This is a genomic window from Pelodictyon luteolum DSM 273, from assembly GCF_000012485.1.
In the GTDB taxonomy this organism is placed as follows: Bacteria; Bacteroidota; Chlorobiia; order Chlorobiales; family Chlorobiaceae; genus Chlorobium; species Chlorobium luteolum.
The window spans coordinates 1,617,530-1,636,450 of sequence record NC_007512.1; the positions used below are offsets into that span (position 1 = coordinate 1,617,530).

At 54.4% G+C, this 18,921-nt stretch carries 21 protein-coding genes; 14 read left to right on the forward strand and 7 right to left on the reverse strand.

The window, feature by feature from the left end; genetic code table 11:
• The first annotated feature begins 29 nt into the window (after nt 1–29).
• Together hemB and aroC are read left to right on the forward strand one after the other, a co-directional pair.
• Nucleotides 30–1,016 carry a porphobilinogen synthase gene (hemB, locus tag PLUT_RS07435; protein WP_041463863.1) on the forward strand — a complete coding sequence of 329 codons (987 nt, stop codon included), beginning with the start codon at nt 30–32 and terminating at the stop codon, nt 1,014–1,016.
• 100 nt (nt 1,017–1,116) lie between these two features.
• Nucleotides 1,117–2,310 (forward strand): chorismate synthase, encoded by a 1,194-nt coding sequence (aroC, locus tag PLUT_RS07440; protein WP_011358167.1) that lies wholly within the window; start codon nt 1,117–1,119, stop codon nt 2,308–2,310.
• On the opposite strand, the gene cysE is transcribed toward aroC, so the two are convergent.
• Nucleotides 2,274–3,116 carry a serine O-acetyltransferase gene (cysE, locus tag PLUT_RS07445; protein WP_011358168.1) on the reverse strand — a complete coding sequence of 281 codons (843 nt, stop codon included), beginning with the start codon at nt 3,114–3,116 and terminating at the stop codon, nt 2,274–2,276. The two genes, aroC and cysE, sit on opposite strands and share 37 nt — an antisense overlap.
• Nucleotides 3,117–3,391: 275 nt before the next feature.
• Between cysE and PLUT_RS07450 the strand changes: the two genes are divergently transcribed.
• Nucleotides 3,392–3,829: a 6-pyruvoyl trahydropterin synthase family protein gene (locus PLUT_RS07450; RefSeq protein ID WP_041464150.1), complete on the forward strand. Its 438-nt coding sequence runs from the start codon at nt 3,392–3,394 to the stop codon at nt 3,827–3,829.
• A gap of 61 nt (nt 3,830–3,890) precedes the next feature.
• Here the strand turns inward: PLUT_RS07450 and PLUT_RS07455 are convergent, their stop codons facing one another.
• Entirely contained in the window at nt 3,891–4,703 is an 813-nt protein-coding gene (locus PLUT_RS07455; protein WP_420825873.1) for a cation diffusion facilitator family transporter, read from the reverse strand.
• On the opposite strand from PLUT_RS07455, the gene PLUT_RS12185 reads away from it, so the two are divergent.
• Nucleotides 4,591–4,869: a hypothetical protein gene (locus tag PLUT_RS12185; protein WP_420825884.1), complete on the forward strand. Its 279-nt coding sequence runs from the start codon at nt 4,591–4,593 to the stop codon at nt 4,867–4,869. The genes PLUT_RS07455 and PLUT_RS12185 overlap by 113 nt on opposite strands.
• A 46-nt stretch (nt 4,870–4,915) precedes the next feature.
• On the opposite strand, the gene PLUT_RS07460 is transcribed toward PLUT_RS12185, so the two are convergent.
• From PLUT_RS07460 to PLUT_RS11555, 4 genes are all read right to left on the reverse strand, one after another.
• Nucleotides 4,916–6,157: a cytochrome c3 family protein gene (locus PLUT_RS07460; RefSeq protein WP_011358171.1), complete on the reverse strand. Its 1,242-nt coding sequence runs from the start codon at nt 6,155–6,157 to the stop codon at nt 4,916–4,918.
• Between the two features lie 4 nt (nt 6,158–6,161).
• Nucleotides 6,162–6,677: a hypothetical protein gene (locus tag PLUT_RS07465; RefSeq protein WP_238974572.1), complete on the reverse strand. Its 516-nt coding sequence runs from the start codon at nt 6,675–6,677 to the stop codon at nt 6,162–6,164.
• A gap of 696 nt (nt 6,678–7,373) precedes the next feature.
• Entirely contained in the window at nt 7,374–8,639 is a 1,266-nt protein-coding gene (locus PLUT_RS07470; RefSeq protein ID WP_011358173.1) for a hypothetical protein, read from the reverse strand.
• A gap of 66 nt (nt 8,640–8,705) precedes the next feature.
• Entirely contained in the window at nt 8,706–9,143 is a 438-nt protein-coding gene (locus PLUT_RS11555; RefSeq protein ID WP_081423692.1) for a c-type cytochrome, read from the reverse strand.
• A 450-nt stretch (nt 9,144–9,593) separates the two neighbouring features.
• On the opposite strand from PLUT_RS11555, the gene PLUT_RS07480 reads away from it, so the two are divergent.
• Nucleotides 9,594–9,902 carry a DUF4282 domain-containing protein gene (locus PLUT_RS07480; protein ID WP_041464154.1) on the forward strand — a complete coding sequence of 103 codons (309 nt, stop codon included), beginning with the start codon at nt 9,594–9,596 and terminating at the stop codon, nt 9,900–9,902.
• Between the two features lie 7 nt (nt 9,903–9,909).
• On the opposite strand, the gene PLUT_RS07485 is transcribed toward PLUT_RS07480, so the two are convergent.
• Nucleotides 9,910–11,523: a carbon starvation CstA family protein gene (locus tag PLUT_RS07485; protein WP_011358176.1), complete on the reverse strand. Its 1,614-nt coding sequence runs from the start codon at nt 11,521–11,523 to the stop codon at nt 9,910–9,912.
• A 388-nt stretch (nt 11,524–11,911) separates the two neighbouring features.
• Between PLUT_RS07485 and PLUT_RS07490 the strand changes: the two genes are divergently transcribed.
• The 9 genes from PLUT_RS07490 to PLUT_RS07530 all read left to right on the forward strand — a co-directional run bounded on the left by PLUT_RS07490 (nt 11,912) and on the right by PLUT_RS07530 (nt 18,920).
• On the forward strand, nt 11,912–12,178 hold the full coding sequence (locus PLUT_RS07490; RefSeq protein WP_041463864.1) for a hypothetical protein: 267 nt from the start codon (nt 11,912–11,914) through the stop codon (nt 12,176–12,178).
• Nucleotides 12,168–13,256 (forward strand): hydrogenase small subunit, encoded by a 1,089-nt coding sequence (locus tag PLUT_RS07495; RefSeq protein ID WP_011358177.1) that lies wholly within the window; start codon nt 12,168–12,170, stop codon nt 13,254–13,256. The genes PLUT_RS07490 and PLUT_RS07495 overlap by 11 nt, the downstream gene beginning before the upstream one ends.
• A 14-nt stretch (nt 13,257–13,270) precedes the next feature.
• Nucleotides 13,271–14,989 (forward strand): nickel-dependent hydrogenase large subunit, encoded by a 1,719-nt coding sequence (locus PLUT_RS07500; protein WP_011358178.1) that lies wholly within the window; start codon nt 13,271–13,273, stop codon nt 14,987–14,989.
• Between the two features lie 12 nt (nt 14,990–15,001).
• Complete coding sequence (gene cybH / locus PLUT_RS07505) at nt 15,002–15,685, forward strand: Ni/Fe-hydrogenase, b-type cytochrome subunit (protein ID WP_011358179.1); 684 nt, start codon at nt 15,002–15,004, stop codon at nt 15,683–15,685.
• Nucleotides 15,686–15,766: 81 nt separating this feature from the next.
• A complete protein-coding gene (locus PLUT_RS07510; RefSeq protein ID WP_011358180.1) occupies nt 15,767–16,243 on the forward strand; it encodes a HyaD/HybD family hydrogenase maturation endopeptidase in 477 nt (158 codons plus the stop codon).
• Nucleotides 16,244–16,257: 14 nt separating this feature from the next.
• Entirely contained in the window at nt 16,258–16,938 is a 681-nt protein-coding gene (gene cbiM, locus PLUT_RS07515; RefSeq protein ID WP_011358181.1) for a cobalt transporter CbiM, read from the forward strand.
• A gap of 8 nt (nt 16,939–16,946) precedes the next feature.
• Nucleotides 16,947–17,270 carry a PDGLE domain-containing protein gene (locus PLUT_RS11770; RefSeq protein ID WP_041464155.1) on the forward strand — a complete coding sequence of 108 codons (324 nt, stop codon included), beginning with the start codon at nt 16,947–16,949 and terminating at the stop codon, nt 17,268–17,270.
• Nucleotides 17,271–17,280: 10 nt separating this feature from the next.
• Nucleotides 17,281–18,114 (forward strand): cobalt ECF transporter T component CbiQ, encoded by an 834-nt coding sequence (cbiQ, locus tag PLUT_RS07525; protein ID WP_157858166.1) that lies wholly within the window; start codon nt 17,281–17,283, stop codon nt 18,112–18,114.
• A 68-nt stretch (nt 18,115–18,182) separates the two neighbouring features.
• Nucleotides 18,183–18,920, forward strand: coding sequence for an energy-coupling factor ABC transporter ATP-binding protein (locus PLUT_RS07530; RefSeq protein WP_420825881.1), 738 nt, complete (start codon nt 18,183–18,185; stop codon nt 18,918–18,920).
• Nucleotide 18,921: the final 1 nt, after the last annotated feature.

Sequence of the window (18,921 nt, forward strand, 5' to 3'; positions counted from 1 at the left end):
GCATTGTCAACCATAATCCGTCATCATTCATGAGCCAGCTCGACCTCCTCAATATCCCCCAACGCCCCAGAAGGCTCCGCAGGACTGCGGCCATCAGGAACCTTGTACAGGAACGGACCCTCACCGTCAACGATCTCGTCTACCCGCTCTTCGTCATGCCCGGCACGAACGGCAAAGAAGAAGTAGTATCCATGCCCGGCAGTTTCCGCTACACCATCGACAATGCAGTCCGTGAGTGCCAGGAACTCTGGGATCTCGGCATCCAGTGCATCGACCTGTTCGGCATCCCCGAACAGAAGACCGAGGACGGCAGCGAATCCTACAATGACAAGGGCATCATCCAGGAAGCCATCCGCGCCATCAAGGCCAAGGTACCCGATCTCTGCATCATGACCGACGTCGCCCTTGATCCGTTCACACCCTTCGGCCACGACGGCCTCGTCAAAGACGGCATCATCCTCAATGATGAAACCGTCGAGGTGCTCTGCAAGATGTCCATTTCGCATGCCAACGCAGGCGCAGACTTCGTCTCTCCCAGCGACATGATGGACGGCCGCATCGGCGCCATCCGCGAATCGCTTGACGATGCAGGCTTCTCCGACGTCGGCATCCTCTCCTATGCGGCCAAATATGCATCCAGCTTCTACGGCCCGTTCCGCGACGCGCTGCACAGCGCCCCTCAGTTCGGCGACAAGAGCACCTATCAGATGAACGCCGGCAATACCGATGAGGCGATGAAAGAAATTGAGCTCGACATCATGGAAGGCGCAGACATCGTCATGGTAAAGCCCGGTCTGGCCTACCTTGACATCGTCTACCGCACGAAAGAGCGCTTCGATGTACCCGTGGCCATCTACCATGTCTCGGGTGAATATGCCATGGTCAAGGCCGCTGCAGCCAAAGGCTGGATCGACGAAGAGCGCGTGATGATGGAATCGCTTCTCTGCATGAAGCGTGCAGGCGGCGACATGATCTTCACCTACTACGCTAAAGAGGCCGCCAAAAGACTCCGCTGAGCCTCTTTCACCCGAGCAACCGTCAGGACCACAAAGAAAGGCCCGGCAGGATGTCACAGAAGGCACCGGCCGGGCCTTTTTCCAAGATAACACGAAGCCCATGATACGATACTTTACCGCAGGAGAATCCCACGGCCCGGCGCTATCGGCCATTATTGACGGCATTCCGGCCGGTGTTGCCATTACGAAAGAGGACATCGACCGCGAGCTCCGGCGCCGCCAGCAGGGCTACGGCCGCGGGGGGCGCATGAAAATAGAACAGGACAGTGCCGAGGTGCTCTCCGGCATCCGCTTCGGCAAAACCATCGGCTCCCCGATTGCCCTCGTCATCCGGAACCGCGACTGGGAAAACTGGACCGACAAGATGGCACAGTTCAGCTCGAATGAAGAGACGACGGAAAAAATCAGCATTCCACGCCCCGGACACGCCGACCTTGCCGGACGCCTGAAATACGGCTTCAACGACATCCGCCCCGTCATCGACCGTTCTTCAGCGCGAGAAACCGCTGCCCGGGTTGCTGCGGGCTCACTTGCCCGCACCTTTCTGCGTCAGCTCGGCATCGAAATCGGCAGCAGGGTCGCCTCCATTGGCTCCGCGGAGGATACCGGCTCTGAAGGGCCCTTACGTTCACTGCTTGAACATGGTGCTGAAACCCTATCGGAAGCTGCGGACCGTTCGGAAGTCCGCATGATCGGGGAAGCAGCTGGAATAGAGGCGATGGCCTCTATCGATAGAGCGAAGGAGCAGGGCGATACACTAGGCGGTGTCATTGAAATCTTCATTACCGGCGTTCCGGTCGGGCTCGGCAGCTATGTCCAGCATGACCGCCGGCTCGACAGCCAGCTAGCTGCAGCCGTCATGGCTGTTCAGGCAATAAAGGGAGTGGAGATCGGCCCTGCATTCGACAATGCGCGCAAACCCGGCTCCGAAGTGCACGATGCGTTCACCCTTATGAAGGGAGAAGGCGTGAGGAGACCGACCAACCGGTCGGGAGGCCTGGAAGGAAGCATGTCGAGCGGCGAGGTCATCCATATCCGGGCAGCGATGAAACCCATCTCGTCACTGCAGTCGCCGCTGCAGTCGTTCAACCTCGACACGCTTGAGCCGGTCCTCTCGCGCTTCGAGCGCAGCGACACCTGCGCCGTCCCGGCTGCCGGCGTCGTGATCGAAGCCGTAGTGGCACCGGTCATCGCCAATGCCCTGCTCGAGAAACTCGGCGGCGACCATATGGATGAGATCCGGGAACGGCTCGAGCGCTACCGCGAAGCCTTGCGGTCTGCTTTTACCGGCTGATTGCCATCACTCTCGTTATAGCGGCCGACCAGGCGCTGGTTCATGTCCAGTGAAGGCTCCTGCACCTCCGTACGGCCCACTATCTGGGCCGGCACGCCGGCTACCGTGTAATGCGGCGGAACATCGTCCAGCACCACGCTGCCCGCACCGACCTTTGCCCCCTCGCCGATGACCACGTTGCCGAGGATCTTCGCACCGGCACCGATCAGCACCGATTTATGCACCTTCGGATGGCGGTCGCCCGTCTCCTTGCCGGTACCGCCGAGGGTCACCTCATGCAGCAGCGACACGTTGTCGTCAACGACAGCCGTTTCGCCGATAACAAGACTTGTGGCATGGTCAAGCAGTATCCCCTTGCCGATTACCGCCGCAGGGTGGATATCGACGGCAAAGACCTCTGAAATGCGGTTCTGGATGAAGTAGGACATGGTCTTGCGGCCGTTTTTCCACAGCCAGTGTGAAAAACGGTAGGCCTGAAGTGCCTGATAGCCTTTCAGGAACAGCATGGTTTCGAAATAGTAGACAGCCGCAGGGTCACGGTCCTGGGTTGCAACAAGATCGCACACCGCATAATCCACCCTGTCGGGGCAATCCCTGTAGAAATCCTCGAACAGTCCCTGCAGGACCGGAGGAGGAAAGTGCTTGGAACCCAGCTTCACGGCAAGCAGCATCGCCAGCGATGAGGCGAAATCGCTGAACTGAAGGATATGCTGCTCAAGAAACATGCTGATGTCAGGATCGCGCCTGCATTCAGCGGAGGCTTCCGAAACGATGATTTTCCAGATTTTGTCAGCATCTGACTGCATGGCGGAAAACGGCTTTGGCCGTGGAATAATTTACTGAAAATGACGGGACCCGGTGGAGCATGAGGAACAGTCAACAACCTTACCCCCCTAAAAGGTCCGCAGGCATGCACCGGGGAACCGGCAGCAGGCGTCACCTAATGTAGGAAAATTATCCGTTCCTCAGCCCGGCAGGATGCATTCATCCACTACGAGTGAATGGCCAACACTTTTGAAACAGGGATTTTTTGTGTACACTTTTGCTTGCTGACCTGAGCCAAACCCCATCGCTGACCACCATGCAGATATCACGGAAAATCGAAATCGATTACGGACACACCCTTCCGAACCACTTTTCGTTCTGCAACCAGCTGCACGGCCACCGCGGTGTCGTTGTCGCCACCGTCGAAGGACCCGTCATTGAGCGCAGCGGGGACTCTGAAGAGGGTATGGTGATGGACTTCCGGTTCCTGAAGGAGATCATGGTGGAGCACATCCACAACCGGCTCGACCACGGGTTTGCCGTCTGGCGTGAAGATCATGAAGATCTTGAGTTCATCCTGAAACGCAACACCCGGGTGCTTGTCACCGACGACCCCCCTACTGCTGAATACCTCGCCAAATGGGCTTTCAACGAGATCCGCACCCATCTGCCTGAAGGCATAAGCCTCCACAACGTGCGCTGGTATGAGACGCCGAACAACTGGGCTGATTATGATGGGCAGATAATTAAGTGATTGTTTAATAAAGCCATATAGGCCGAGCCCCGCCTATGATGTACATTCATCCCTGACCAAGTCACTGGTCTGAGGGTTCGAGGTGAGTCGTCACGTAGGTATGAGGCAAAATCTTATGCAGATGAGCCTCTATAGATTCGCAACAGTCATGGCCCTGCTGAACGCTCCAATTTCCAGGTACCATGACATCCAGTGTTATGAAAACAATGCTCCCACCCATACGCGTTTTCAGGTTATGGCAGCTCACCCCGTCCAGGGATATATCCTTCAATGCCGTCTGGATCTCAGAAAGCTGCTCGGGAGGCAATGATGCATCCATCATCCCCTCCGCAGTCCGTTGCAGCAGGTGCCAGCCGGTTCGGAGGATATTGATTGCGACCGCCAGAGCGATGACAGGATCGAGCCAGGTCCATCCGCTCCACCAGGCCAAAGCAACACCGGCAATCACTCCGACCGATGTCCAGACATCGGTCATGAGGTGGTGGGCGTCGGCTTCCAGCGTGATCGAATGCTCCCGCCTGCCCACGGTCAGCAGGGTACGTGCCGTAAAGTAGTTGACCATACTTGCGCCAGCCGATACCAGAAGCGCAAAACCTACAGCCTCAAGTTCCCGAGGGTGAAGCAGGCGATCGACAGCACTGAATCCGATAGACAATGCGGCGATGAGGATCAGCAGTCCTTCGAAGCCGCTTGAAAAATATTCCGCCTTTCCGTGACCGAACGGGTGCGAATCATCTGCCGGTCGTTCAGCCAGAGTGATCATGGCCAATGCCATCATGGCGCCAGCAAGATTCACGAATGATTCGAGGGCATCTGAAAGCAATCCCACCGACCCGGTCAACCGCCAAGCCAGCATTTTCATTACAATGGTCACGATTGCTGCGGTAATCGACAGCAGGACGAAAGGTTTCAGGGATTTTTTTGGGCGAGAAATGGAATGCATTACTGATGTATTGAATTTATGCAAGGCGATTGCATCCGGTAAAGTGGGTAGATATCGCCATAATGCGTTGAAGGGGCCTCATGTTGTATTACAATAAGATGGTACTCCAGGTAACAGATTCAAGCCTTTGGCCCCACGGAGTTTCAGTCTTCATCACTACCGCTTTTATGGCATCGCATACAGTTCTGATAGTTTCTGATTCCTTCCTCACGATGCTCGGAGGCAATGTTCGACGCAGTGTGCTCATGGCATCCATAACAGGTGTACTTCTTAAAATCGGAAGAATCATTATGGCAGGTACTGCAGCTTGCCCTATGGTCGCGGTCGAGACGGAAATATCGGTCATGATCGAAGCTTGCGGGCTTCCATGCCATGGTGCCATGGCAGGTGCTGCAGTTGGCGCCAGCGCTTGAGTGGAGGCGGTCTTTGGGCACCTCTCCTTTATGGCAGTCGATGCAGCGTTGAGCTGATGCAACTGTCTTGTGATCGAAGCTTGCCGGTTTCCAGCCGCTGGTACCATGGCAGGTGCTGCAGTTGGCACCGGCGCTTGAGTGGAGGCGGTCCCGGGGCACATCTCCTTTATGGCAGTCTATGCAGTTTGTACCGGATGCCAGCGACTTGTGATCGAAGCTTGCGGGTTTCCAGCCGCTGGTCCCATGGCAGGTGCTGCAGTTGGCACCGGCGCTTGAGTGGAGGCGGTCCCGGGGCACATCTCCTTTATGGCAGTCTAGGCAGCGTTGAGCTGATGCAACTGTCTTGTGATCGAAGCTTGCCGGTTTCCAGCCGCTGGTCCCATGGCAGGTGCTGCAGTTGGCACCGGCGCTTGAGTGGAGGCGGTCCCGGGGCACATCTCCTTTATGGCAGTCTAGGCAGTTTGTACCGGATGCCAGCGACTTGTGATCGAAGCTTGCGGGCTTCCAGGCTCTGGTTGAATGGCATTCTCCACAGCTCCGGGTTGCGTAGTCGTGGAGTTTATCCTTTGGCTTTTGAACATCATGGCAAGAGTTGCAGTTGGCTCTGAGGTCAAAACTGATGCCTTCGTGCTTGAATGCGCGGACGGCTCTTGTCGAGTCACGACCCTTGTGATCGGTATGGCATCCGATACAGCTGTTCGCAGGCAGCCCCCTGTGGAACGATATTTTGCTGTCCTTCCGGAGAAGAGCCATTCCTTTGACGTTTTTGATGCCTATTTCCTCAGGCTTATGACAGCTCGTGCATTGCATAGCGAGTGCCCCCCTGAAAGGCCGGTGACATGAGAGGCAGTTTTTCTCTATATGAGCATGCCCCTGCATCAAAGGTCCAGGATTGAGCAGGTAATCCGGAAATGCAAGGACGAGGCCGACGACAATGGCGAAGAACGCAATGACAAGGATAACCAGTTTCATTTTTTCACATCCAGTTTGCCCGGTTTGAGAAAAACAGGATTGAAACTACATGCACGAGAGTCAGGATTATCAGGAATGCGACCAGGGGCATATGCACCATTCTCCACTGGTTAAGGGCTTTCAGGGTCACTGCATTCCAGAAAAGTTGGCGGTCAAGGGCATCGTCTGGAGGGGTGAGGATACCGAGTTGCTGCTTTTTCAGCTTCGCCTCGTTCCTGAATCTCCGTACGAGATGCTGTCCGACATGGCCACTTGCTGTCACAATCATCATAAGTACCGTCGCTGCCCAGGGCAGAAATGCGTTGAAATGGATTCCGGAATGGACCAGTATCAATAGTGTTGCTATCCAGCCGGCGTGGCAATGCAGCTGGAGGAAGCGCTTCAGAGGTCCTTTCGGTATGATCTGTTTTTTTCTGGCCGAATAGAGGAAAGATAGCAGGAAAAATATGGTTCCAGCAACACCGAGGTACCGGCCGGCCAACTCTATTTGCAACTGGTGCAGCAGATAGTCGAGAGCCATCGATGCGACGATAAGCAGCAGATATGAAGCCGTCAGGGGTAAGGCTTTCCGGATCAGGATGGATTGCCCACATTGGCGGATCAGGTTACTGGTTTTTTGATTCCAGTACAAAGATATCCCTGATTCCTTAAACGAGCCTTAAGCCCGGCTTAAAAGTGTCTTAAAACAGCCCAGCCAACGGGTGCTATACATCCAGAAGGAAAGACCCGCTTGAACGGGACCCATTCCCACTCGTTCCAGAACGAAGGGCAATCGAGCAGAAATTTTTGATTTTGCTGACAATAGAGAAGGGATCACTCACACCCGGAAGACCCTGCCGAAATTGCCGGAAGCTATTTCTCACTGAAACCGAATCTGTTGTTTTCAGCACTGCACACTTCGAATTTTTTAATCCGTTCGCCGTCCATGAATCGATCAAAGTGCCTTCGAGCGAATGCTTGATGGAATTGGAAAAGAGATGCATCAACATGATTTCAAGCAGTGACGCATCGAAAACAATCAATCCCGAAGAGGGCGACGGCAAGAATAAGAGGGGGGACGGCAGAGGAAATAAAAGAGCCGGCCCCAATCCTGTTCCGCCACACACACAAACGGAACCAGACCGGGGCCGGCATAAAAGCAATCAAGAGATAAACGGGGGGCTTACCTCCTGACTACCGCTGAATAAACCCGCCGGAAAGCGGGAATGCTACTCCATCAGAATGCGCTGTACAGCATCACTGTTGTCAGGTTGTCGCCCTTCGCATCAAGGTTGGCGTCATACGAGTAGAAGCTGTGGTTGATCTGCACGGTCACGTTCTTAGCAACCAGATAGTTCATGCCGAGCGTCACAGCATCTTCCCCATCCAATGTTGCTTTTCCATTGCTGGCCGAACGGTATGCAGCACCAAGGGTGAGTTTGTAGGGAATAACACCCAGTTCCGCAGCAAGAGTCAGTGCTTCGGCACCTTTTGTATAAATATTGGTGGCAGCGTTGTCTGCCGATCCATAAGTCAGATAGACGCCAAGCGGCAGTTCACCCACATTACCCTGAGCCTGCGCGTCGACTGCCCATGCATTGGCGCTTTGGCTCGTTTCTGGATAGGTTGTCGTAACCGGATCCGTAGTCGCATCCACAACCGCTTCTGTATATCTGGCGTCACCGTTCCACACCTGGAAACCGGCAGCAAGATCCCAACCGCCGATGGTCGGCGTCACCGCACCACGGAGATAACTGAACATCTGTCCGGAAGAAAAGATAGGATCCGCATTCGATCCTCGCTTGACATACGGCGAGAAGTTCAGGTAACCATACTTGTGGTAGGCTACCAGCGCTGCGCCTGTAGCTGCTGTAGCAGTGCCGATGTACTGCTGGGCAGATGTTTCAGTCCGGTTTTCGAAGGCGCGGCTGAACCTGACCGCTCCGGTATTGAGGAGTTCAAAACCGTAGGCCGGGCCCTGGGTATCGGTGGTGAAGGGAATGACGTTGGCGATGAACTCCTTTCCCAGGTCGAACACGAAAGGCATCTTGAAGGCAGCGAACACGCCGCCGGTACTCACGTTGGCAAGGTTGAGTTCAGTCTGGAATCCGATATTCTCAGCCACCCTGCCTCCTACGGACAGAAATGCCTCGTCGGGGATCTGGAACTCTCCATCATTGAGCATACCATCTGGGCCCGTTGTCGTGGTGCCGTTCTTCTTCTGGTAACGCAGCTTGGTCACCAGTCCAAGATTGAGGCTAGAAGGAATGGACAGATCCTTGTCCTCGATGGTCTGCTGGGACCCCTTCATGACATAGCCCCTCGCCTTGAAATCACGACCGAATGCGTTGAGCATAGGGAAGCGCTGGAAATGGCATGCGGTGCAGGACATGCCGGTCTGCCGTGCAAAAACCGGCGTTGCCTCGGCATCCTGAGGGAGTGCAAGCAGCAGGGCGGAAACCGCCCCGCCAGCAAGCACCCCAAGTGCATTTTTAAACTTCATACGGTACTCCTTGTTGTGGTTGGTTGGTTGGTTGGGAAAAACGGGACGAATCCCGTCAATGCAGCATCAGAGGCTTTTGGTCACCATGAAGGCAACAGCATCTGCAATCTGGGCGTCAGTCAACGACTGCTTGCCTCCACGGGCAGGCATTCCTTTGAACCCCTTGATGGAATTAGCCAGCACGGGAGCAAAACCACCCGCAACTCTGGCACTCCATGCCACCTTGTCGCCGGGTTTTGGTGCGCCCATGATGCCGTTATTGTGGCAGACCGCACAGGTGGAATTGTAGATCGCAGCTCCTTTGACAAGATCATGCTGCGCCTTCAGGGCTGCAGGATCGGGAGACGCTGCCTGAAGGGGCTGCTGAGACAGCAACAGGGAACAGGCGAATACTGCTGAATAAAAGATTCTTTTCATGGGGATGATCTCCGGACAGGTTAACAAATGCCTTTCGTGAATTGGGTCACGAAAGGTGAAGAGTGTGCTGGTGATAATGACTTCCATGACAACGGAACATCAACAAAAATCTACCGCACTGCGATATTCCGTGAATTGCATATGGATAAAAACCGTGGACGATATTAACAATCGTTAATCCTCCCCATAAAAAAACAGGGAGGTTATCCCTGCATCACCTGCATCACCTGCAACATATGCAATATAACAATTGTTTACTCTTATCAAAAAAAAACACCGGCCTCGGACGGTGACAACCGGGCAGTTCCCGACAGAATTCCGATAGAGATGGGAGTCCTTGACATTTTGCCGCCATCATTCAGTCACTGTCCGGATTGCAGCATACAGGAAAATGATCCAAAACGTCCCGCTTTGGCATACATTCCCTACCCCATCCATGCGCATCCAGAACAATCGTACTGAAAACTCCCAGTGATGGCATAGGACTTGCGGATTATTATGATAACAGAGTCAATCAACAACAAAAAAGGAGCTACCATGCAGAACGGATCGCTAATGGGCAAACTGTTCGACTTTTCATTCAAGGAGTTCATCACCCTCCAGATCATCAAATACCTTTACATTATGGGGATCGTCTTTGCCGCCATCACTGCCCTCAGCACAGTCGGGGCAGGCTTTGCCACGATGCAGTACAGCTTCTGGAGCGGCCTTGGCGGAATACTGATGGCGCCAGTCGTCTTTTTCCTTCTCCTGCTTATCGTCAGATTACTTCTCGAAGCGCTTGTGGCGACGTTCCGCATCGCAGAGAACACCACAATCCTCGTTGAGCGGAACGCAAAGCTGTAAGGCCGCTTCAGGCGGAGGCTTTCTTCCGGACCACGCGGATGCTCTGCAGAAGCATAAAGAGCGCAAGGGCGATAAGTACGATGGCAATTGCAGCCAGCAGGTCCTTGCGGGGATCGGCCGTCATGAACTCCCATGTTTTTACCACGAGAGCGCTGAGGGTGGTGAGAAGCATCAGGACCGCCGGTACGGCCGTCAGCTTCCAGTTCCCGCCTCTCCTGAAGAGCCATACGCTCGTGACGATGAACACCACGCTTGCGACCAACTGGTTGGCTGAACCAAAAATGGGCCAGATTGCCTGCCAGTTGCCGAGGGCAAGCATGGCGGCAAGAAACCCGATCAGGAGCGTAATGCCATATTTGTTTTTCATGCCGGGGAGGCCGAAGGTTTCCCCAAGCAGTTCTGATCCGACATAGCGCGTGATGCGGGTGGCCGAGTCAAGCGTCGTCATGACAAAAGTCTTCAGCATGGTGATGCCGACAAGGGCGCCGAAGGTGCCGAGCACCGGCTTTGTCACCTCACCGTAGCCAACGCCGAAGGTTTTGATCCACCCACCTTTCTGAAACACCTCCTGGTAAACGAACCCGTGCTGTCCGACTGGCAGCTCTTTCCAATAGAGACCTGCCGTAACGGAAACGATTGCAAGAACAGCAAGAGCCGATTCGGTGACCATGGCGCCGTAACCGACCGCCCTGACATCCTTCATGGTTGGCAGCTGTTTTGCTGTAGTGCCGCTGGCAACAAGACTGTGAAAACCCGATACCGCTCCGCAGCCGATGGTAATGAACAGCATCGGGAACATCCAGCCCTGATCGCTTGAAAAAGCCACCACCGGAGGGGCATGAAGCTCCGGACGCGAGAGCAGGAGGCCGAGAAATCCGAAAAACATCCCTGCAAAAAGAACGAGAGCGGCCAGATGGTCACGAGGCTGCAGGAGAAGAGTGACGGGCGTCACAGAGGCCGTCATGCCATAAAAAATGAGGATCACCGTCCACCACTGCTCAGGGTTCGGTACCGGAAGGCTCAGGGGGTAGCGGTAGCCAAGAACGATGAGACCGAAAAGCATGGCAACGCCGAGCAGCGAGGAAAGCGGAATGGAAAAGCCCCGATGATACATCAGCCAGCCGATGAGCGATGCCACGGGGATGAGGCCGATGGTCGGCAGTACCACTTCAGGCGTATTGGCAAGCGTCTGGCCGGCAATGGCGGCAAACACCGCGACGATGAGGATGAGGGTCAGGAAAACAAAGAGGCTGAAAACAATCTTGGAGTTCCGGTCGAGGATGTTCTCAGTCAGGTCGGCAATCGATCGGCCCTCGTTTTTTGCCGAAATAGCCAACGAAGCGAGGTCGTGGACCGCACCCATGAAGATGCTTCCGAAAACGATCCATGCAAGAGCGGGCAGCCATCCCCAGTAGAGACAGGCTATGACAGGACCGATGATGGGAGCCGCACCGGCAATTGAGGCGAAATGATGACCAAAAAGGATCAGCCAGTGCTTGGCAGGCACAAAGTCGACGCCGTCATTCTGCTTTACTGCCGGAGTCTCCTCAGCCTCGTCAATGCCAAGCTGCCGGGCGAGAACCGGGCTGTAGTTTATTGGAAACCCGTTTCGCGACATCATCCAAAAATCACGCCGGTGTTCATTGAAGGAGAGGGAGAAGTTGAGGGTTAATTAACAGAAAAGTAATCAATTCCGTCGATATCTTCCATATTACACCGCAGGAAGCCGTACCGACTGGACGTCAAAAAAAGAAGTACCGTACCGTCGCCAACACTCAACCATTATAAAACAGGAGAGGATATGACCAGAAAAGTTCTTGTAGTGTGCCTGCTGATGCTGATGACCGGATGTGCAGTCCACCTTCGTAACAACCATGACAACCGTGACGAACGCAACAGGACAGAAGAAAAACGCGACAGGAAATCCAGAGACACCGACAGAGAGAGGCAGGATGATCATGATAGAAACTATTATTACCAAAGGTGATTGAGAGCCGGATGGACAACAAATGAAAGAGAGGGTAATTGTTACTGCTGAAAAATTAAGTGCTGAAGCGTTTTTTCTGATTAGCTTATTTATAAACAACAAGAATACGATGAAATCCGGACGGGGCGGGTCTGGAAAAATCATGCGCTTGTTTTTTTTTGTTGCTATATTAGTAACAATCGTTATGGTGGCGGCAGAGCGCCAGACTCTTCGTTTTCCAGCAGTACAGTACGATGTGCTTTCTCACAATCCGGTTTGCTTAAAAGGGAGGTTGTATGATGCAGTGTAAACAGACCTTTGAAGAAGTATTGAACGAAAGGGGGATCAGCCGCAGGAGCTTCCTGAAATATTGTGCACTTACGGCTGCCGCTCTCGGGCTCTCTCCGCTTATGGCCTCAAAAATCGCCCACGCCATAGAAACCGGACCAAGGACACCCGTTCTCTGGCTTCATGGTCTTGAATGCACATGTTGCTCAGAATCCTTCATCCGCTCCTCCCATCCCACCATTGAAGACATCCTCTTCAACATGATTTCTCTCGATTACGATGATATCCTGAGTGCCGCGGCTGGTACCCAGCTGGAGGAGGTGCGAAGAAGGATCATGAAAGAATACAAGGGAAAGTACATCCTTGCCATCGAGGGCAACATTCCGACAAAGGATGACGGTGTTTACTGTCTGGTAGGCGGGGACTCCTTCCTCAACACCGTAAAAGAGACCGCAGCTGATGCGGCCGCCATCATCGCCTGGGGAAACTGCGCCTCGTTCGGCTGTGTACAGAATGCCCATCCCAATCCAACAGGAGCGGCTCCTGTTTCAGACATCATAAAAAACAAGCCTATTGTCAAAGTACCGGGATGTCCGCCCATAGCAGAGGTGATGACCGGTGTTATAGCACACTTCCACACTTTCGGAACGCTCCCGGAACTGGATCGCCTCGGCCGCCCAAAAGCATTCTACAACACCCGCATACACGACAAATGCTATCGTCGCGCGTTTTTCGATGCAGGAATGTTCGTGGAAAGCTTTGATGACGAAGCAACAAAAAAAGGCTGGTGCCTCTACAAGATGGGGTGCAAGGGGCCAACGACCTACAACTCATGCTCAAAAATCCAGTGGAACGGTGGCACCAGCTTCCCCATCGGCTCCGGGCACCCCTGCATCGGATGTTCCGAGCCAGGTTTCTGGGATAATGGGCCCTTCTATGGAAGGCTCGCAAAAGTACCATTCCTCGGCAGTGACAGCAATGCAGACAAGGTTGGCATAGTCGCCGTTGGGGCCGCAGCTGCCGGCGCAGCGGCGCATGCGACCGTTACAGCCCTGAAAAAGGCAAAACAAGGCGGTGAAGAAAATAAAGATAATGCTTAATCCGGGAGCATCTCATGGCAAGAAAAATAGTTATTGATCCAATCCCCCGCATCGAGGGACACCTGCGTATAGAGGCAACACTCAACGACAGCAACGTCATCGAAAACGCCTACAGCACCGGCACGATGTGGCGGGGCATAGAGGTCATCCTCAAAGGACGAGACCCGAGGGAGGCATGGGCATTCACCGAACGCATATGCGGTGTATGCACAACCGTACATGCTCTTGCGTCCGTGCGCTGCGTTGAGGATGCCCTCGGCATAACAGTCCCTAAAAATGCCCAAATCATCAGGAACCTGATGAACGCAACGCAGGTGACGCAGGACCATCTGGTCCACTTCTACCATCTGCATGCGCTCGACTGGGTTGATGTAACGAGCGCCCTGAAAGCCGACCCGAAACAGGCTTCTGTCATAGCCCAGAGCCTTTCGGCATGGCCGAAATCATCACCGGGCTACTTCAAGGACCTCCAGAAGCGGCTCGGGGGCTTTGTCGAAAGCGGTCAGCTCGGGATCTTCTCCAACGGATACTGGGGCCACCCGGCTTACAAGCTCCCGCCTGAAGTCAACCTCATTGCTGTAGCCCATTACCTTGAGGCACTTGACTTCCAGAAGGAGATCGTCAAGATCCATACGATTTTTGGAGGTAAAAACCCCCACCCGAACTATCTGGTAGGCGGCATGGCATGCGCCATCGACCCTGAAAAGGATACGGCCATCAACATCGAACAGCTTGCAATGGTCAAGAAGATCATTGATGACACCATTACATTCATCGATCAGGTATACATTCCCGACCTCATTGCCATTGCGGGATACTATAAGGGCTGGCTGCATGGCGGCGGTCTCGGCAACTATCTCAGTTATGGAGACTTCCCCGAAACCACGCTTGAGGATTTCCGGACACTTCTTTGGCCGAGAGGCGTCATCCTCAACAAGGATCTCTCCACGGTCCTCGATGTTGACCCCAGAGATGTGTCACAGATTACCGAGGAGGTAAGCCACAGCTGGTACACTTACACCGGCGGGGATGCAAAGGGGCTTCATCCATGGGAGGGTGAGACCAGCCCGGCCTACACCGGCCCCAAACCTCCTTTCAAGCACCTCGACACCGACAAGAAGTACAGCTGGCTGAAAACACCGCGATGGAACAACCATGCCATGGAAGTCGGACCGCTGGCACGCGTCCTCATCGCTTATGCAAAGGACGACCCGATGATCAAAGACACCGTCGGCCTTGTGCTCAGCAAGCTGGCGGTCGGCCCCGAAGCGCTCTTCTCGACCCTTGGCCGGACAGCCGCGCGCGGCATAGAGTGCAAACAGACCGCCGGCTTCATGCGCCACTACTACGATCAACTGATTGCCAACATCAAGACCGGAGATTATCAGACATTCAACAGTGAGCGCTGGGAACCGTCTAGCTGGCCTAAAGAGTGCAGGGGATTTGGTTACACCGAGGCCCCGAGGGGTTCGCTCGGTCACTGGATAGAGATAGAGGACCAGAAAATCAAGGAGTACCAGATTGTCGTACCATCCACATGGAACGCCTCACCCCGAGATGCAAACGGCGTTGCCGGAGCATACGAATCCGCACTTGCAGGCACTCCGATGATCAAGCCTGCCGAGCCCCTTGAGGTGCTCCGGACCGTGCACTCATTTGATCCCTGCCTGGCCTGCGCATCGCATCTCTTCGACATGAACGGCAACGAGATCACAACGGTTACAATCGTTTAAACGGAGTCTGCCATGGGGAGAATCATTGAAGAAATCTATGTCTGGAGGCTGCCGGTAAGGCTCTATCATTGGATTAATGCGATCTGCATCACGGTACTTTTTGCAACCGGTATCTACATAGCATCTCCGGTTCTTGTTCATCCGCCGGGTGAAGCTGTATGGCAGAAAGGTATGGCCTGGTGGCGATATGTCCATTTTGCGTCAGCCTTCATCTTCATCGCCAACTTCCTCTTCCGCATGTACTGGGCTGTGTTTGGCAGGGACACTTACGCCCGCTTCGGCGGTTTCAGGCCGTGGTCGCCTTCGTGGTGGGGCAAACCCTTCCGTGAACAGCTTGAATCGTATCTGTTCCTGCGTTCCGACGAACCTAACTATGCCGGGCACAACCCGGTAGCCGCACTGGCACACTTTCTCTTCATCTTCTGCGGCTCCGTGTTCATGATTCTCTCCGGTCTGGCCATGTTCGGCGAAAACAATCCCGGCGGCGCCATGTCCACTTGGTTCGGATGGATGCTGCCGCTCTTCGGCGGCAGCTACGGACTGCATTACGCACACCATATAGTCACCTGGATTTTCCCATTCTATCTTGTCGTGCACCTGTATGCCGTGCTCCGTCACGATGTGGTCGACCGCACCAGTGTAACATCCTCCATCATAACCGGATACAAGCACAAGGTAGAGGAAGAGCCCACCTGAAGGAGGCCCTGAAGCCCGCTACCGAACCGGCAGCGGGACATTTCCCGCGGCGAACGCCAATGAAACAATTCCCCATCCAGCGTGAAGTACGATCGCATAAACATCCTCGGACTCGGCAACATCCTCCACTCTGACGAGGGATTCGGCATCGCCGCCCTCAACAGCTTGAGGGACTCCACCGATTTCCCTAAGCAGGTATGCACCATCGATGGAGGAACTCAGGGGATTTACCTGCTTGACCACATCCAGTCATGCGATGCACTTCTTGTATTCGATGCCCTTATCCCCGTCGAATACGACAGCAGGGTCTACGTCTACCGTAACGATGATCTCCCCGACTTCATCCACCGTAAAATGTCCTCCCACCAGATGGGCTTCAGCGAACTCCTCGGAGTTGCCAGGCTTCAGGGGAAAATCCCCCGGGAGATCGTCCTGATAGGAGTCCCCCCCCGAGACCTTCAACTTCGGATCGGCCTCAGCCCGGAGGTATCCTCCCTCCTTGGCGAGACCGTCGAACGGGCAACTTTGGTCGTTGAGAGCTGGCTGAACGAAAAATAATATCCGGAGAACCCATGCACATCCCTGACGGATACCTGAGCCCGGCAACCTGCGCGGTATTCGGAGCAATCATGGTACCGATATGGACCGCTGCTTCGCGCTCTGCAGGCAAAACCCTGAAGGTCCGGCAGGTCCCCTATCTGGCAATCGGCGCCGCCTTCAGCTTCGTGATCATGATGTTCAATGTGCCCATTCCAGGGGGTTCGACAGGCCATGCGGTCGGGGGGGTACTGGTGGCAATACTTCTGGGGCCGTGGGCGGCCTGCATTGCTGTTACCGTTGCCCTGTTGATACAGGCGCTCCTCTTTGGAGACGGGGGCATCACCGCCTTCGGCGCAAATTGTTTCAACTTGGCGTTTGTGCTCCCCTTTACCGGCTATTATGTATACCGGTTCATTGCATATGACAGCACAACAAGCTCTGGACGGCGTATCATTGCAGCCGGTGCCGGAGCATATGCCGGAATATGCATGGCCGCTCTAACGACAGGAATCCAGTTCGGAGTTCAACCTGCATTATACCATACATCAAACGGTCAGGCGCTCTACTCTCCCTACGGCCTTCACATTGCCGTTCCGGCAATGCTTGTGGGACATCTTGTATTCTTTGGCTGGGTCGAGGCTATCGTAACGGCGCTTGCCGTGAAGTATCTGCAACAGGAGGGCACAGTGCTGTTCAATGGAGATCAGCGATGAAACTCGCCATGAAATTATGGATCGGCATCGGGATTTTAGCCCTCATGTCCCCCCTCGGCTTGATCCTTCCCGCTTATTTCAGGGCTGAAGCAGCATGGGGAGAGTGGGGAGCTGACGAGATCCGCCAAATGAATGGCTATCTTCCGGAAGGCCTTGCACGGCTGACCGGGTTATGGAAGGCTATGATACCCGACTATGCTTTTCAGGGATGGGAGGAAAAAGGCTTGCTTCTCACAAGCATTGCCTATGTATTTTCCGCCATAACCGGCATTGCGCTCATAACCGCAACAACCCTGATTATCGGCAAGATCCTTGCGAGAGGTTATGATTAAACCGACCCGGATGAAACGGGATTTCATTGCGAGTTCAATGCTGAGAGCCCTGGCTTTCCTGAAAGACGCAACCCTGTCAGAAGAACATGCCAACCGCCAAGGCTTTCTGCAGTCGCTAGACCCCAGAATCAAGACCCTGACGATGCTGGCACTCCTCGTAACCGCCGTCTCGCTTAAAAGCGCCGGCCTTATTGCCCTCATCTATCTCTCGGTTTTGGCGCTCGCCATCTTTTCGGCAATTCCGGCCACCTACTTCCTGACCAGAACCCTGCTCTTCATCCCGCTCTTTTCGCTGCTGATTGTGCTGCCGACAATCTTCAGCCAGATAACACCGGGCCAGACGGCATACTCCATCCAGCTTCTGGGGTTCCATGCCATCATCACCCGTCCAGGTCTGGATGGAGCCATACTCTTCGTCACCAGAACAGCCACATCGGTTTCGGTAGCCGTGCTACTGTCGTTGACGACAAGGCACGCCGAGCTGCTGAAGGTCCTGAGGATATTCAGGATCCCTCAGGTGTTTGTTCTGACGGTTGCAATGTGTTACCGCTATCTTTATCTTTTTGCAACAATGGTGGAAAATATATTTACCGCACTCAGAAGCCGTGTCGGCATCGTATCCCGGAGCCGTCATGGACGGCATCTGGCAACAGGGAATATCGCCACAACATGGAACCGCACGACTGCAATGAGTGAAGGGGTATACATGGCGATGCTTTCCAGAGGATATACCGGTGAACCGCGTCTCCTCACCCGGCTTCATGCAACTCGAAAGGACTGGGTCTGGCTGCTGGCAACAGCGACCGCCTGCGTTGCCCTGCTCCACGAAGGGGGAATCCCGTGAGCAGCAATATTTTCGAACTGAACGATGTCAGTTATGCCTATGCAGGTAAATTCCCGGCACTAGATGGTGTGAATCTCGTTGTTCGTCCTGGTGAAAAAGTGGCCATCATCGGAGCCAACGGAACCGGTAAGTCAACACTGCTGCACCTTCTCGACGGGCTTGTATTTCCTGACCATGGTGATGTTCTGGCCTTCGGGGAGCCGTTGCGGGAAGTGTCCCTCTGCGAAGTGGAAGCAGCACACCGGTTCAGGAGGAGGGTAGGCCTTGTTTTCCAAAATGCGGACATCCAGCTCTTCTGTCCATCGGTGAGGGAGGATATCGCCTTCGGACCCTTACAGCTTGGCGTGGATGAAGAAGAGGTGCTGCATCGTCTCGACGCAGTTGCCGGAATACTCGCTATAGGCCATCTGCTTGACAGGGTCCCGCATCAATTGAGCATCGGAGAAAAAAGAAGAGTAGCCATAGCATCAGTGCTTGCCATCGACCCGGAAGTCTACCTGTTCGATGAACCGACGGCTGGACTTGATCCGTCGACCGTCCGTCAAGTCATCGATTTCATCCTCAAGGCCAACAAGCGAGGCAAAACCATCATCACGGCTACCCATGACCTGCATATCGCAGGCGAAATCGCCGATACAGTGCATGTGTTTGGGAGGAACAGGCGCATCGAACGAAGCGGCACGCCTGAATCCGTGCTCTCCGACACCGCTTTCCTTGAAAAGCATAATCTGGTACACAGCCATCAGCATCGCCATGATGGATCCTCACACACCCACACTCACCGGCCAACCGAACTGCACGGCTGAA